The 16,762-nt window shown below is 68.4% G+C and carries 2 protein-coding genes (1 of these 2 running past the window's edge); both read left to right on the top strand.

The genetic code is table 11. The features are described 5' to 3' along the window. A protein-coding gene (locus QX073_RS25085) for a non-ribosomal peptide synthetase (RefSeq protein ID WP_316226552.1) crosses the window boundary here: on the top strand, positions 1–363 show its 3' end. Its footprint begins 6,228 nt before the window's first position; 363 of the gene's 6,591 nt are visible here — the last part of the coding sequence; its start codon lies off the left edge, out of view; it ends in the stop codon at positions 361–363. Then, entirely contained in the window at positions 356–16,762 is a 16,407-nt protein-coding gene (locus tag QX073_RS25080) for a non-ribosomal peptide synthase/polyketide synthase (RefSeq protein WP_316226551.1), read from the top strand. The genes QX073_RS25085 and QX073_RS25080 overlap by 8 nt, the downstream gene beginning before the upstream one ends.

Here is a 16,762-nt window from a genome sequence, read left to right as displayed (position 1 = left end):
AAGATCGACCGCAAGGCGCTGCCGCGGCCGGACGCGAAGCCGCCGGGGGCGCACAGAGTCGGCCCGCGCAATCCGACCGAGGCGGCGCTCGCGACGATCTGGGCCGAGCTGCTGCACAGGCCGGAGGTCGGCGTCACCGACAACTTCTTCGAGCTCGGCGGCGACTCGCTGGTGGCCGTCCAGCTCGTCGGCCGCATCAAGCGCGATCTTGCGCGGGAGCTGCCGCTGAAACGGTTGTTCGAGCTGACCACGGTCGAGGCCATGGCGTCCGCGCTCGCCGCGGACCCGCCGACGAGCAGGCGCAGCGACGACATCGCCGCCATGTTCGATCTGCTTGAGGAAGTCGAGTTCGCCAATGAATGATCAGTCGGGACTTCAGACCCAGCAGCTCAGCGAGATCGCGCGCCGGTTGGCGCGTCTCGATGCGCCGAAGCAGCGGGCCTTCCTCACGCAGTTGGCGGCCAAGGGCATCGATCTGTCGATTTTGCCGATCGCGCGCCAGCATCTGCAGCGCGCGCCGTTGTCGTTCGCGCAGGCCCGCCTCTGGTTCCTGTGGCGGATGGATCCGGGCGGCTCCGCCTACAACATGCCGGTCGCGATCCGCCTGCGGGGCCGTCTCGACGCCGCTGCGCTTCAGAAGGCGCTCGACGGACTCGTCATGCGCCATGCCGCGCTCCGCACCACGTTCCGGCAGGACGGCGGCGAGCCGGAGCAGATCGTAGGCCAGCCGGCGCCGGTCGCGCTTCGCCGTATCGAGATTGCGGGCGACGATCGCGAGCAGCAGGCGCGCCGGCTGCTGCGTGAGGAAGCGGCACTGCCGTTCGATCTCGAATCCGGACCGCTGCTGCGCGCGGCGCTGCTCGGTCTTGGCGAGCACGAGCATATCCTCTCGGTCACGCTGCACCACATCGTCGCCGATGGCTGGTCGATGCAGGTCCTTACCGAGGAGTTCTGGCAGCTCTATCGCGCTGCCGTCCGCGGCGAAACCGCCTCACTGCCGGCGCTCGAGATCGACTACGCCGATTTCGCCGCCTGGCAGCGACTGTGGCTCGGTGCCGTGGAGGAGGAGCGGCAGCTCCGGTACTGGACCGACCGGCTGCACGGCACGGCCATGCTGCAACTGCCGCTCGATCGCCCCCGATCGGCCCAGACCGACCAATCCGGCGATGCCATACGCCTGTCGCTCGGCGCCGAGCTTTCCGATCGTCTGCGCGGGCTCGCCCGACAGCATCACACGACGCTGTTCGTCGTGCTGCTCGCGGCGCTCAAGCTGGTGCTCTATCGCTACAGTGGGCAGGGCGACATCTGCGTCGGCGTTCCGCTCGCCAATCGCGACCGGTCGGAAACGCGGCGGCTGATCGGGCTGCTGGTCAACACCCAGGTGCTGCGCACGCGCATCGACAGCCGGAGCACGATCGCCGACGTCATTCACGCCCTGCGCGAAGCCTCGCTCGAGGCCAGGGATCACCAGGATCTTCCGTTCGAGCGGCTGCTGGACGTGCTGCAGCCGCAGCGCAGCCAGAGCCAGACGCCCCTGTTCCAGGTGCTCTACAACCATCAGCATCGGCGCGAGGCGGCACATGCGCCGGCTGCGTCCGAACTGCAGATCGAGACGATCGCGGCAGAGATCGAGACGGTGAAATTCGACCTCGCGCTCGACAGCGAGGAAGCGCCGTCGGGAGACGTCTCGGCGCTGTTCTCCTTTGCCACCGCGCTGTTCGACCGGTCGACCATCGCACGGCTCGCGGGGCATTGGCTGACGATCCTGCGGGCAACGGTCGCGGATCCCACGCAGCGGATCGCGGCGCTGGAGCTGTTGTCGGACCGGCAGCGCGACGACGTCAGGCAGTGGAATGCCTGCGCGCCCGCACTCGCGGGGTTCCAGCCGGTGCACCGGATGCTCGCGCGGCACGCAAAGGAGAGGCCGGGCGCGACAGCCCTGGTGTTCGGGGCCGAGACGATCAGCTATCAGGCGCTCGATCGCCGCGCCAATGCCATCGCGCAGCATCTGTTGGCGCTCGGCGTGCGACCCGGCGAGCTCGTCGGGCTCTCGATGCAGCGCTCGCCCGATCTCGTCGCAAGTCTTGTTGCCGTCCTGAAGGCCGGCGCGGCCTATCTGCCGCTCGATCCCGATCATCCGCCGGCGCGGCTCGCCGCCACCGTTCGGGATGCCGGCGCGCGCGTCGTGCTGGTCGATGCGGCGGGACGATCGCAATGGCCGCCGATGCCGGGCATCGCGGTCGTCGATCCCGGCGCGATGGCGGCCGAGACGACGGAGAGCGACCCGGCGGTCGATGTCCATCCCTCGAGCCTCGCCTACGTGATCTATACGTCCGGCTCCACCGGCGTGCCGAAGGGCGTCGCGGTCGCGCATGGACCGTTCGCGATGCATTGCGACGCCACCGCCGGTCTCTACGAGATGGACCGGCAGTCGCGCGAGCTGCACTTCCTCTCCTTCACCTTCGACGGCGCGCATGAGCGGTTGTGGACCGCGCTGAGCTGCGGCGCGACCTTGGTGATGCGTGACGCCGATCTCTGGTCGGCGGAGAAGACGCTCGACGTGATGGGCGCGGAGCGCGTGACCAATGCCGGCTTTCCGCCGGCCTATCTGCAGCAACTCGCCGACTTCGCGGCGTGGCGCGGCGATCCGCCGCCCGTGTCGTTGTATTCGTTCGGCGGCGAGGCCATGCCCAAATCGGGCTTCGACAAGGTCAGGCAGGCGCTGCGGCCGCGCAAGCTGATCAACGGCTATGGTCCGACGGAGACAGTGGTCACGCCGCTGGTCTGGAAGGTCGACGTCGATGCCGAGATCGACTGCGCCTATGCGCCGATCGGCCGCCCGGTCGGCCGGCGCTCGGCCTATGTTCTCGACGGCGATCTCAACATCGTTCCGGTCGGCGTCACCGGCGAGCTTCATATCGGCGGCGAGGGGCTCGCGGCCGGCTATCGGAATCGGCCGGCGTTGACGGCGGAGCGCTTCATCCCCGATCCGTTCGGCGCACCGGGCACGCGGCTGTATCGCACCGGCGATCTGGCGCGCTGGCGCGCCGATGGCGTCATCGACTATGTCGGCCGGTCCGACCACCAGCTCAAGATCCGCGGCTTCCGCATCGAGCCGGGCGAGGTCGAGGCGCGGCTGACGCGGCAGGCGGGTGTTCAGTCGGCGGTGGTGGTGGCACGCGAGATCGGCGGACGCCAGCAGCTCATCGGCTACGCCTGCGGCGAGGATGGCCTCGACGAGACCGGGCTGCGCGCGGCGTTGTCCGAGGAACTGCCGGACTACATGGTTCCGGCGCGCATCGTACTGATGTCGCGGATGCCGCTCACGGCGCATGGCAAGGTCGATCGCGACGCCTTGCCGGCGCCCGAGCAGTTGTCTGCTGAGGCCGACTACGTCGCACCGCAATCCCCGGCTGAACTGGAGCTGGCGGCGATCTGGGCTGAATTGCTCGGCCATTCGCGGGTCGGGCTGACCGACAACTTCTTCGAGCTCGGCGGCGATTCCATCATTTCATTGCAGGTGGTCGGACGTGCGCGCCAGCGCGGGCTTGCCATCGAGCCGCGCGACCTGTTCCGGTATCAGACGCTGCAAGGGCTGGCGCGGGTCGCGCGCCGCGATCGGGCGGCGGTCGTCTCCGCCGAGCCGCTCGCGCGCGATGGCGATCCGGTGCCGCTGTTGCCGATCCAGCGCCGCTTCTTTGCCGAGGACGCCGGCGAACGGCATCACTGGAATCAGGCGTTGATGCTGGTGCCGTCGGCACGGCTCGACTGGCGGGTGTTGGCGCCGGCGGTCGAGGCCGTGGTGGCGCATCACGAGTCCCTGCGACTGCAATTCCTCCAGAGCGACGGCGCGTGGCACGCGAGATATGGCGCGATGCCGGCGAGCGCCGATCTGCTCTGGACCCGCGCTGTTCAGGATGCGGCGGAGATCACCTCGGTTGCCGCCGCCGCGCAGGCAAGCCTGTCCCTGCAGGGGCCGTTGCTGCGCTTCGTCGGCATGGACGTCGCGGACGGCAGCCAGAGGCTTCTCATCGTCGTGCATCACCTCGTCGTCGACGGCGTATCCTGGCGTGTGCTGCTCGAAGACATCATGTCGGCGCATCGACAGGCGGCGCAGGGCGCGGTTGTGATTGCGTTGCCCCCCAAGAGCCAGTCCATGGCGTCGTGGAGCAGGAGGCTTGAAGACTACGCGGCGAGCGAGGAGCTGGCCGATCAGCTCGACTATTGGAGACAGCGCAGTGCCGCCGGCGGCCTGCCATGCGACGACGATCACGATGAGACCGACCGCGTCGCCGATGGCGAAGACGTCGCCGTGTCGTTCGATGCCGACATGACCGGGCAGCTGCTCAAGCAGGCACCCGCTGCCTACAGGACCCAGGTCAATGATCTGCTGTTGGCGGCGCTGGCCCGCGCCGTCAACCGCTGGTGCGGACTCGATGAATGCCTGGTCGAGCTCGAAGGCCATGGCCGTGAGGATCTGTTCGAAGGCATCGACCTGTCGCGCACGGTCGGCTGGTTCACGACCGCATTTCCGCTTCGCCTCTCCGGTGGCGCGAGCGACGATGCCACGCTCATCAAGTCGATCAAGGAGGAATTAAGGGCCATCCCGGCGCGTGGGCTCGGCTATGGCGTGCTGCGCTACTGCGGCAGCCCTGAGCAGCGCGCCGCCCTGGCGGGCGGCGCCGAGCCGCGGATCGTGTTCAACTATCTCGGCCAGTTCGGCGCCGGCCCTGACCCTGCCTTCGCGCTCGCGCCGGAAGGCGCGGGGCCGTCACGCAGCGCCGGCGCGCCGCTCGGGCGCTGGCTCAGCATCAACGGCCAGGTGCTCGACGGCCAGCTGAGGCTGACATTCAGCTTCGGCCGCCGACGCTATCGCCGCGCGACGATCGAGCGGCTGGCCGCGTGCTATTCCGCGGCGCTGCGCGAACTCGTCGCGCATTGCACGAGCGGCGTACATGGCCTCACGCCGTCGGACGTTCCGCTGTCGGGCCTCAGCCAGCCGGAGCTCGACCTGCTCGGAGCCTCGCGCGATTGGCGCGATATCGAGGACATCTATCCGCTGTCGCCGATGCAGCAGGGCATGCTGTTCCACGCGCTGCGCGACGGCGACAGCGGCAACTATGTCAGTCAGATCGCCGTCGACGTCAGCGGCGCCGATGCGGCGCGCTTGCGCGCGGCGTGGCAGGCGGTGACCGCGAGACACGCGGTGCTGCGGACCGCGTTCGTGTGGAAAGAATTGTCGGGCGCACCGCAGCAGGTCGTCCATCGGCAGGCTCCTGTTCCCTTCGTCGAGGAGGATTGGCGCGACCGTGTGGACTCGATGGATCAGGCCGCGCGTGACGCGGCGCTGGCCGAGGTGGCGGCAGCCGAATGGCGCGCCGGTTTCGACCTGTCACGGCTGCCGCTGCAGCGGGTCCGTCTCATCGATCTCGACGGCGGCGTTTTCCGCCTGATCTGGACCCATCATCACATCCTGCTCGACGGCTGGAGCGCAGCAAGGCTCATCGGCGAGATCATGCAGCATGTCGGCGGCGCCTCGCTGGGCGCACCGCGCGGCCGCTATCGCGATTACATTGCCTGGCTGCAGCGGCAGGATCGAGAGGCGTCGAGCATGTTCTGGTCGCGCTCGCTCTCGACGCTCGGCGAGCCGAGCCTGCTGGCCGATGCGCTGGGCGGGCCGGCCGCACCTGCCGACGGCCATGCCTCGATCGATCTCGTGATCGATGCGGTGAAGACCGAGCGGCTGCAGGTCGCGGCACGGCGCGAGCGGGTGACGTTGAACACGCTTCTGCAGGGGGCGTGGGGCCAGTTGCTGCGGCGCTTGACCGGCCAGGATGTCGTCTGCTTCGGCGCCACGATCTCCGGCCGGCCGCCCGAGATCGCGGGCGTGGAAGAGGCGGTCGGCCTGTTCATCAACACCGTGCCCGCGCTCGAGGACGCGAGACCTCAAACGCCGGTCGGCGAGTGGCTGCGCAGCTTGCAGGATCGCAACGTCGACCTGCGCGAGCAGGGCTGGATGCCGCTGCACGAGATCCAGCGCCTTGCCGGCCGCGCCGGCCGGCCGCTGTTCGACACCATCTTCGTGTTCGAGAACTATCCGGTCGACGCGGCGCTGCGCGATCAGGCCGGCGGGGGGCCGCGCGCCAGCCGCGCCGAGCAGATCTCGATCACCAACTATGCGCTGACGGTCGCGGTGTTCGTGACCGACGCCGGCATCCGGCTCGGCTTCCGTTACGATCGCAGCCGGTTCGACCAGGTGCAGATCGAGCGGATACAGGCGGCGTTCGCCTGCCTGCTCGGGCGCATCGCCGACGACAGCAGCCGCCCGGTCGCGGAGCTGCATGGCTTGGACGCCGCCGCTTTGCAACGGGTGCTCGGCTGGAGCTCGGGACCCGCCGCGCCGACGGTGAAAGACGGCTTCGTCGACGTCGTGACGCAGATCGAACAGCAGGTCGCACGGGCGCCTGCGGCCATGGCCTTGATCTCCGATCAGGAGGGGATCAGCTACGCGGAACTGAATGCGCAGGCGAACCGCCTGGCGCGACAGATCATGCAGGCCGGCATCGCTCTGGATGCTCCGGTCGGCTTGGCATTCGAGCGCAGCGCCGACCTGGTCGTGGCTGTGTTGGCCGTTCTGAAGGCCGGGGCCGGCTACCTGCCGCTCGATCCGGATTACCCCAGCCAGCGGCTCGCGGCGATGCTGGGCGACAGCGGCACGCGGCTGGTGCTGACGCAGCCGCAGTTGCGTGATCGGCTGATGGAGATCACGGCAGGGGCGGGCGCCGAGTTGATCGCCGTCGGCGACAGACGCGCCTCGCAGGACACGGACACCGGCAGCTTGGATCTCCAGAGTCCGACCCACGCCGAGAGCCTCGCCTATGTGATCTACACGTCCGGCTCGACCGGCGTGCCGAAGGGCGTGGCCTGCACGCGTGGTGCGCTGGCAGCGCGGCTCGCCTGGATGCAGCGGGAGTACGGGCTCGATCCCGGCGAAACGCTGTTGCAGAAGACGCCGTTCAGCTTCGACGTCGCGGTGTGGGAAATCCTGTGGCCGTTGACGGTCGGTGCGCGGCTTGCGATCGCGGCGCCGGGGGCCCATCGCGAGCCGAAGCGGCTGGTCGATGCGGTCACCGCGCATGGTGTGACCACGCTGCATTTCGTGCCGCAGATGCTCGCGCAATTCGTGGCTGAGCCGGAGGCTCGCCGATGCGTGAGCTTGAAGCGGCTGTTCTCCGGTGGCGAGGCCTTGCCGGTCCCGCTGAAGGACCAAGTCTACGCGGTATTCCCAGCAATCCGGTTCGACAACCGCTATGGGCCCACCGAAGCGCTGATCAATGCCAGCTTCTGGAACTGCCGCGCGGCGAGCGGGGCGCGCGTGCCGATCGGCTTTCCGATTCCAGGCACGATCCTGCGCATTCTCGACACCGACCTCAATCCGGTCGCCGAGGGCACGACGGGCGAGCTCCATATCGGCGGAGACGGGCTGGCGCGCGGCTATCTCGGGCGCGCGGCGCTGACGGCCGAGCGCTTCATTCCCGATCCTTTCGGACCTCCCGGCGCGCGGCTCTATCGAAGCGGCGATCTGGCGCGCTGGCGCAGCGACGGCGCCATCGACTATGTCGGCCGGGCCGATCACCAGGTAAAGGTTCGCGGCTTCCGCATCGAGCTCGGCGAGATCGAGGCGCGGCTGCTGCAGCAGCCATCGGTCACTGCGGCCGTCGTCATCGCGAGGGAGTTCGGGGCTGGCCGGCAACTGGTCGGCTATGTCTGCGGTGACGGCGCGCTCGATGGCGAGGTGCTGCGCGACGCATTGTCCGCGACGTTGCCGGACTACATGGTGCCGGCGCGGATCGTGGTCCTCGACCGCCTGCCGCTGATGGTGAATGGCAAGGTCGATCGCAACGCGCTGCCGGCGCCGGAGGCGCCCGCTGCAGCGATGCGGATTGCGCCGCGGACGCCGGCCGAGGCTGCGTTGGCAACCATCTGGGCCGAGCTGCTGCATCAGCCCGATGTCGGCATGACCGACAATTTCTTCGAGCTCGGCGGCGATTCGATCATCTCGCTGCAGATGGTCAGTCGTGCGCGGCGGGCCGGCCTTCTGATCGAGCCACGAGACGTCTTCAAGCATCAGACGCTGGAAGCCCTGGCGCGCGACGCGCGGCAGGTCGTCCGGTTGGAGACGACGGCGGAGCAGGGTCTCGTCTCCGGGCCACTCCCGTTGCTGCCGAGTCAGCTCCGTTTCTTCGAGCAGGAGCTGGAGGCGCCCAATCACTGGAACCAGGCCTTGCTGCTGCGGCCGCAGCAGCGGCTCGACTGGAACGTGCTGCGGCGCGCGGCAGTGGCCGTCGTCACTCATCACGATGCGCTGAGACTGCGCTTCGAACGCATCGACGGCATCTGGCGCGCCGAGCACGGGCCGGCGCCGGCGGTCTCCGACCTGTTTCGGTCGTGCGAGCTGGCCGATGGCGAGGCGGTCACCGCGCTCGCCGCTGAGGTCCAGGCGAGCCTTTCGCTCGCGGAGGGACGTCTGGTGCGGCTGGTCGGCATCGATCTGCCGGAGGGCGGGCAGCGCCTCCTGATCGTGATTCATCACCTCGTGACCGACGGCGTGTCGTGGCGTGTGCTGCTGGAGGATCTCGCGGCTGCCTATGAGCAGCTCATGCGTAGACAAGAGGCGACGCTGCCGCCCAAGACGCACGCCTATGCCCAATGGGGCGCAGCGCTGCGCGCGCACGCGGCCTCGGATGTGCCGGCTGCAGAGTGGGATCATTGGTCCGGTCTCCGGCAGACGGAGGACGTGCCGAGCGATTTCGATCATGCGGATCGGGATACGATTGCAGACGCCGACGACGTGCCGCTCGCGATCGACGCCGAGCTGACCGCGCGTCTGCTGGGCACGGCGCACGGGGCGTACAGAACCCAGGTCAATGATCTGCTGCTGTCGGCGCTCGCGCGTGCGCTGTGGCTGTGGTCGGGCCGGGAGATCATGGCGATCGAACTCGAGGGTCACGGCCGCGAGGATCTCGGCGGCGGGCTCGACCTGTCGCGAACCATCGGCTGGTTCACGACCGCGTTCCCGGTACGACTGGCGGCTGGATCGCAGCCGCCCGCGGTGCTGATCAAGGCGACCAAGGAGATGCTGCGGTCCGTCCCCAGCCGGGGACTTGGCTACGGTGTCCTGCGCTACCTGGGTTCTGATGCCCAGCGCGCGGCGCTGACGACGGGCGTGCAGCCGCGCATCGGGTTCAATTATCTCGGACAGGTCGATGGCAGCGCGGACGAGACGGCGCTGTTCTCGATCGCGCCCGAGAGCGCCGGCCCGTCGCGCGCCGCATCGAGCCCGTTGCGCCACCATATCGCGATCAATGCGAGGGTGCTCGACGGTCGTCTGGAGCTGTCGTTCGGCTTCAGCGGGAAGCGTCAACGCCGCGAAACGATTGCGCGCCTGGCCGACTGTTTTGAGGCGGCGCTGCGTGAGCTGGTAGATCACTGCACGAGCGGCGTCCATGGCGTGACGCCGTCCGATGTGCCGTTGTCGAAGCTGAGCCAGGCCGAGCTCGATGCGCTGGCGCTGGATTGGCGCGAGGTCGAGGACATCTATCCGCTGTCGCCGATGCAGCAGGGCATGCTGTTCCACGCGTTGCACGACGACGGCACCGGGGTCTACGTCAACCAGGTTGCCGCCGAGACCCGCGGTCTCGACGCCGGCAAGCTGCAAGCCGCGTGGCAGGCGGTCAGCAATCGCCATACCGTGCTTCGCACCGGTTTCCTGTGGCGTGAATTGCCGGGACCACCGCAGCAGGTCGTCCATCGCAGTGCCGACGTTCCCTTCGTCGCGGAAGATTGGCGGGAACGTGCGGCGCAGCTCGCTCCGGCCGCTTTGGATGCTGCGCTCATGGCGGCGGCAGACCGCGAGCGCGCCGACGGCTTCGATCTCTCGCGGCCGCCGCTGCAGCGCGTAAGGCTGATCCGGATCGCCGACGACCGGCATTGGCTGATCTGGACTCATCATCACATTCTGATGGACGGCTGGAGCTCGGCCCGATTCATCGCCGAGGTGATGCAGCACGAGGGGCAGGGGGCGCTGCAAGGACAGCCGCCGCGCTACCGCGACTACATCGCATGGCTGCAGGCGCAGGACCACGGTGCTGCGGCCGAGTTCTGGCGAGCGGCGTTGGCCCGCCTCGACGAGCCGAGCCTGCTGTCGCGGCCTGCGGTCGACGCTCGCGTCGGCCATGGCTCGCTCACCATGGCGGTGGACGCCGATCTCAGCGAGCGGCTGCAACGCTTCGCGACCCGCGAACGGGTCACGCTGAATACGGTGGTGCAGGCGGCATGGGCGCAATTGCTCCGTCGGTTCACCGGGCAGGATACGGTCTGCTTCGGCGTGACGGTGTCGGACCGGCCCGCTGGGCTCGCTGGCGCCGAGGAGATGGTCGGCCTGTTCATCAACACCTTGCCCGTGGTCGATGCCGAGGATCCGCAGCGGCGGGTTGGTGCGTGGCTGCGCGACCTGCAGGATCGCAATCTCGCCTTGCGGGATCATGGCTGGATGCCGCTGGCCGACATTCAGCGGATCGCGGGCCAGGCAGGGCGTCCGCTGTTCGACAGCATCCTGGTGTTCGAGAACTATCCGGTGGACGAGGCCTTGAAGACCCGAGACGGCCGCGTGAGCGTCGGCCGGACGAGGATCCTCGAAACGAGCAACTACCCGCTGTTCGTGAGCGTCGGTCTCGAAGCAGAGCTGCGGCTGGTATTCAATTTCCAGCGGCAACATTTCGACGAGGCCCAGATTCGCCGGCTGCACAAGGCGTTCGTGCAACTGCTCGCGGCCATCACTGGCGATGCCGAGCAGGCGGTCGGCTGCCTTGCGGCTGATGATCCCGCGGACATCGCGCTGCTGGCGCGGGTCAACGCAACGGCCGGGGCCGTGATAGCGCCGGGTGTCGTCGCTCAGTTCGAGGCCCAGGCAGGGCGCGCGCCCGATGCGATTGCGCTCGTGCACAATGAGGAGACGATCAGCTACGGCGCTCTGAATGCGCGCGCGAACCGGCTGGGCCATAGGCTCAGGGAGCACGGCGTCGGTCCCGATGTGGTGGTGGGACTGGCGCTGGAGCGCAGTGTCACGATGATGGTGGCGCTGCTCGCGGTGCTCAAGGCGGGCGGAGCCTATCTGCCGCTCGATCCGGACTATCCGGCCGAGCGTCTCGCGCACATGCTGTCCGACAGCGGCGCGAAGCTGCTGCTGACGCAGGCGACGCTCCACGACCAGCTCGCGCCAGTGCTGGCGGACGGCCACGCCCAGGCCTGGCTGCTGGACGAGGAGTTTGGAGAAGATTCGGTCGACGTCGGCAATCTCGACGTCGCCATCCATCCAGACAACCTGGCCTACGTCATCTACACCTCCGGTTCGACCGGCCTGCCCAAGGGCGTGATGGTGCGCCATGGCGCCGTGACGAATTTCCTGGCGACGATGGCTGAGCAACCGGGCATCGCGCGCGATGACCGCGTGCTCGCTTTGACCTCGCTGTCATTCGACATCGCGGTGCTCGAGCTCTGGCTGCCGCTCGTTCATGGCGCGCGGATCGTGCTGGCGGATCGCGCCTCGGCCCATGATCCGGCGAGGCTGAAGGCGATCGTCGCCGATCATGGCGTGACCCTGATCCAGGCCACGCCGTCGAGCTGGCGCATGCTGCTCGATCATGACGATGGTGCGCGCGGTTGGCTGCCTCAAGGCTGCCGCTTGCTGAGCGGCGGCGAGGCGCTGGCGCCCGACCTGGCGCTTCGGCTGCTCGCGCTCGGAGCCGAGGCCTGGAACGTGTTCGGGCCGACCGAAACCACGGTTTGGTCGGCGCGCCATCGGCTCGACGCACGCGATCCCGCACCTGTCCTCGGCGGCCCGATCGGCAGCACCACGCTGCACGTGCTCGACGGCGATCTCAACCCCGCCCCCGTCGGCGTGACAGGCGAGCTCTTCATCGGCGGCGAGGGCCTGGCCCGCGGCTATTGGCGGCGAGCGGCGCTCAGCGCCGAGCGCTTCATTCCCGATCCATTCGGCGATCCCGGTGCGCGGCTGTACCGCACCGGCGATCTGGCGCGGTGGCGCGCCGACGGTTTGCTCGACTATGTCGGCCGTGCCGACCATCAGGTGAAGATCCGCGGCCACCGCATCGAGCTCGGCGAGATCGAGGCGCGGCTGCGCATGCAGACCGGCGTGCGCGACAGCGTCGTGGTGGCGCAAGAGCTCGGCGGCGGCCGGCAGCTCGTCGGCTATGTCAGCGGCGACGACGCGCTCGACGGAGCCGAGCTGCGCGCGACTCTCGCGTCAACGCTGCCGGACTACATGGTGCCGTCGCGCGTGATGGTGCTGCCGCGGCTGCCGCTGACACCGAACGGCAAGATCGATCGCAAGGCGTTGCCGTTGCCCGATACGCGGCTTGGGCAGGGACAGCGCGTCGCGCCACGCAATCCGACCGAGGCCGCACTTGCTGCGATCTGGGCCGAGCTGCTGCACCAGCCGGACGTCGGCGTCACCGACAATTTCTTCGAGCTCGGCGGCGACTCCATCATCTCGCTGCAGATGGTCAGTCGCGCACGCCGGGCTGGTCTCGAGCTGGAGCCGAGAGACGTGTTCCGGCTGCAGACGATCGAGCTGCTCGCGCCGGCCTGCGTGGCGGCGCGGAAAGACCAGCCCGCGATCACTCGCGCGCGCGGCGCATTGTCCGGGCTGACGAGCGAGGAGCTCGCGCAGCTCGGTGTCGACTGGGACCGCATCGAGGACGTCTACCCGCTCTCGCCGATGCAGCAGGGCATGCTGTTCCATAGCCTGCGCGATGCCGGAAGTGGCGTCTATGTCAACCAAGTCAGCGTCGAGATCCGCGGGCTGGACGTCGAGCGGCTGCGCACCGCGTGGCAGGAGGTCTCTGCCTGTCATCCGATGCTGCGTACCGGATTTCTCTGGCGCGAGCTGTCCGGCGCACCGCTGCAGGCCGTCCATCGCGCGGCCAGCGTGCCGTTCGCAACGGAAGACTGGTGTGGGCAAGCTGTCGATGAGGCGCGGCTGTCGTCAGCGCTGGCCGCGGAGCGTGATGCCGAGTTCGATCTCGCGGTGCCGCCACTGCAGCGTGTCCGCTTGTTGCAGCTCGACCACGATCGTCATCGCCTGATCTGGACCTACCATCATATCCTGATGGATGGCTGGAGCTCGGCCCGCTTCATCGGTGAAATCCTGCAGCGCTATGCCGGGCGTGCGCTCGTCTCTCAATCGGCGCACTATCGCGATTATGTTGCCTGGCTGCTGGCCCAGGACGCGCAGGCCGCCGAGCGCTTCTGGCGAGGACAACTCACGGCCTTCGACCAGCCGACGCAACTGGCCGATGCCTTCGGCGCGCGGCGCTACGACGCGCACGGACACCGGCGCTGCTACACCCGGCTCGACAAGGATGCGACCGCGGCATTGAAGGCGTTCGCCCGGCACGAGCGCATCACCCTGAACACGCTCATCCAGGGCGTCTGGGCGCTGCTGCTGCAACGCTACACCGGCCAGCAGACCGTTACATTTGGGGTCACCGTCGCCGGCCGTCCGGCTGGTCTCGACGGGGCCGAGCAGATGATCGGCCTGTTCATCAATACGCTGCCCGTGATCGAGACGCCTTCGCCGGCCGCAACGATCGGTGACTGGCTGCGCGCCATGCAGGACCGCAACGCGGCGATGCGCAACTTCGAGCAAACGCCGCTCTACGACATCCAGAGCTGGGCCGGACGTGCCGGCGAGACAATGTTCGACAGCATCATCGTGTTCGAGAACTATCCCGTCGACCGAGGCCTGCTGCAGGGTGACGGCTCGCTTCAATTCAGCGAGCTGCGCAACGTCGACGTCACGAACTATCCGATGGACCTGTCCGTCATGGTCGAGGATACGCTGCAGGTCGAATTCACCTATATGCCGAGCCACTTCACGCCGGAACAGGCGGAGCAGGTGAGGGCGCAATTCGAACATCTGCTCGCGGCCATGCTACGAGGTCCGGAAGCCAGGCTTGGCGCGATCGATGCGTCCACCGCTCAGGATGTGCAGCGCGCAGATGCCTGCAATGGCCGGGCGGCGTCTGCCGCGATGCGTCCATTCGTCCACGAGATGATCCGCGATCATGCACAGCGCGATCCGGAACGTGTCGCCCTGACGATCGGCGGCCGGAACCTGTCCTACGGTGAGCTCGATCGTCGCGCCAACCGGATCGCGCTCCACCTCGTCGAGGCCGGGCTCGGGGCCGACCAGCGCGTCGGCGTCGTCGTCGAGCGCAACGAAGCGACGATGGCCGCGCTGCTTGCCGTGCTGAAGGCCGGCGGAGCCTATGTCCCGCTCGATCCCGAGCTGCCGCCGGACCGCATCGCTCATGTGATGCGCGACTCCGGGATGAGGATGCTGCTGTCCGGCGCGCGTGACATCTCCGTTATCGAAGGCGTCCAGGCGATCGATCTGGCCTCGTTCGATTCCGCCAGCGGTCCGAACCATGCGCCGGATCCACGCCTGCATCCGGAGAGTCTCGCTTACGTGATCTACACGTCCGGCTCGACCGGGCGGCCGAAAGGCGTCGCCGTCGCGCATGGACCGCTGGCGATGCATTGCCGAGCGACCGCTGCGCTCTACGAGCTCGACGAGCACGCAAGCGAGCTGCATTTCCTGTCGCTGACCTTCGACGGCGCGCATGAGCGGTGGCTCACGGTGCTGTCGCAGGGCGCTCGGCTGGTCATGCGCGATGCGGAGCTGTGGACGCCCGAACAGACCGTCGCTGAGCTTCATGCGCAGCGGATCACGCATATCGGCCTGCCGCCGGCCTATCTGCAGCAGGTCGCAGAGTGGGTGGAGCAGGCCGGCAATCCGCCGCCCGTGAGGCTGTATTCGTTCGGCGGCGAGGCGATGCCCAAGGCCGGCTTCGACAAGGTCAGGCGGACGCTGAAGCCGCAGATCCTGATCAACGGCTATGGTCCGACCGAGACCGTCGTGACACCGCTCGTGTGGAAGGTCGACGGCAACACGGCGTGCGACAAGGCCTATGCGCCGATCGGCATTCCCGTCGGCCGCCGCACCGCCTACATCCTCGATGGCTCGCTGAATCTCGTTCCGGCAGGCGCAGCCGGCGAGCTCTACATCGGCGGGTTCGGGCTCGCGCGCGGGTACCACGCCAAGCCAGGCATGACGGCGGAACGCTTCGTGCCGGATCCATTTTCGGCGGACGAGGGCGCACGCCTCTACCGCACCGGCGACCTTGCGCGATGGGATGCGAGCGGCACGATCGAATATCTCGGACGCAGCGACGATCAGGTCAAGGTCAGCGGCTTCCGGATCGAGCTTGGCGAAATCCAATCGGCTCTGCTGAGCGACCCAGCGGTCGCGCAGGCTGCCGTGCTCGCCGTGGTGGGTGCGGGAGGAAATCAGCTCGTGGCCTATGTGGCGCCACGCGCGCCAGGCGACGCCGTCGCGGCTGCGGCCGAGCGGCTGTCTGCAACGCTGACTGCCGCGCTGCGCCGGACTTTGCCGGCCTACATGATTCCATCCCGCATCATCGTGCTCGAGCGCCTGCCGACGCTATCGAGCGGCAAGGTCGATCGCAAGGCGTTGCCCGCGCCTGATATCGCAGCCGGGCGCGCGTTCATCGCCCCGGAAAGTCCCGCCGAGGTCGCGATGGCGAAGCTGTGGGCGGAGATCCTCGGTGTTGCGCAAGTCGGCGTCACCGACAACTTCTTCGAGCTCGGCGGCAACTCGATCCTGAGCCTCAATGTGATCGCGCGCCTTCGCCGTGCCCCGATCCTCGATGGCGAGATCAAGCTGCGGGATCTCCTCCAGAAGCCGACCATTCGCGCCTTGCTCGGCACGCCCGCAGCATCATCCATGCGGCCGTCGGCGCTGCTGCCCCTGAGTTCACCGATCGATGGCTCGCCGCCGGTGTTCTGTCTTCACGGCGGCTTCGGCACGGTGTTCGACTACGCGCCGCTGGCGCGGCGTCTGGAGGGACGGAGGCAACTGATCGGACTGCAGTGCCGGACGCTGATCGAACCGTCCTTCACCGATGAGTCGCTGACAGCAATGGCCGTGGACTATGTCGATGAGATCGCGCGGAAGCAAAGCAAGGGACCCTATCATCTGATTGGCTGGTCGCTTGGCGGACTGGTCGCGTGCCTGGTTGCTGCCGAACTTGAGCGGCGCGGTGAGCGGGTCGAGCGCCTGGCGCTGATCGACAGCTTCGTTCCGCATGGTGACGAGCAGCCGTCGCCCGGGCGGCATTGGACCGACGACTTGCTGACGCTGCTGTCGGTCGCGGCGCCGGGCGTGCAGCCTTCAGCCATCGCGTCGCAGGTGACGGCGATTCGTTCCGGCGATGCGCCGGTGACGGACGAGGTGATCCGGCGCCTGGTCGCCGATGCAATCGGCACGGCGCCGCTGCAGCCGCGCGACGGTCTTCTCGGCGTCGACGACATCGTCGCGGCCTTCAGGGTCGGGCGCCACCTCGCGCAACTGGCTCGGGCGGCCGAATGGCCGGCCGATCTCGTTGCAGCGCCCGGCTGCTGGTGGACCTCCGGCCGGCTTCGACAGCGCGATCGGCTCGCGGCGGGACTGCCGCAGGCGGCAGATTTGGGCGTGGTCGGCGACGACCACTTCTCGATCCTTAGCAACGAATCCTTCCTGGCGGCGCTCGGCGCGTGGCTGGAGCCGGACCAGGCGGCGCAGACATCACCGGCTCTGCAGCCGGAACCGGCTGAATGA

It is taken from the genome of Bradyrhizobium sp. SZCCHNS3052, from assembly GCF_032484495.1.
In the GTDB taxonomy this organism is placed as follows: Bacteria; Pseudomonadota; Alphaproteobacteria; order Rhizobiales; family Xanthobacteraceae; genus Bradyrhizobium.
Note: the sequence above shows the minus strand (reverse complement) of the source record. Positions and strands in the feature narration are given on the sequence as shown.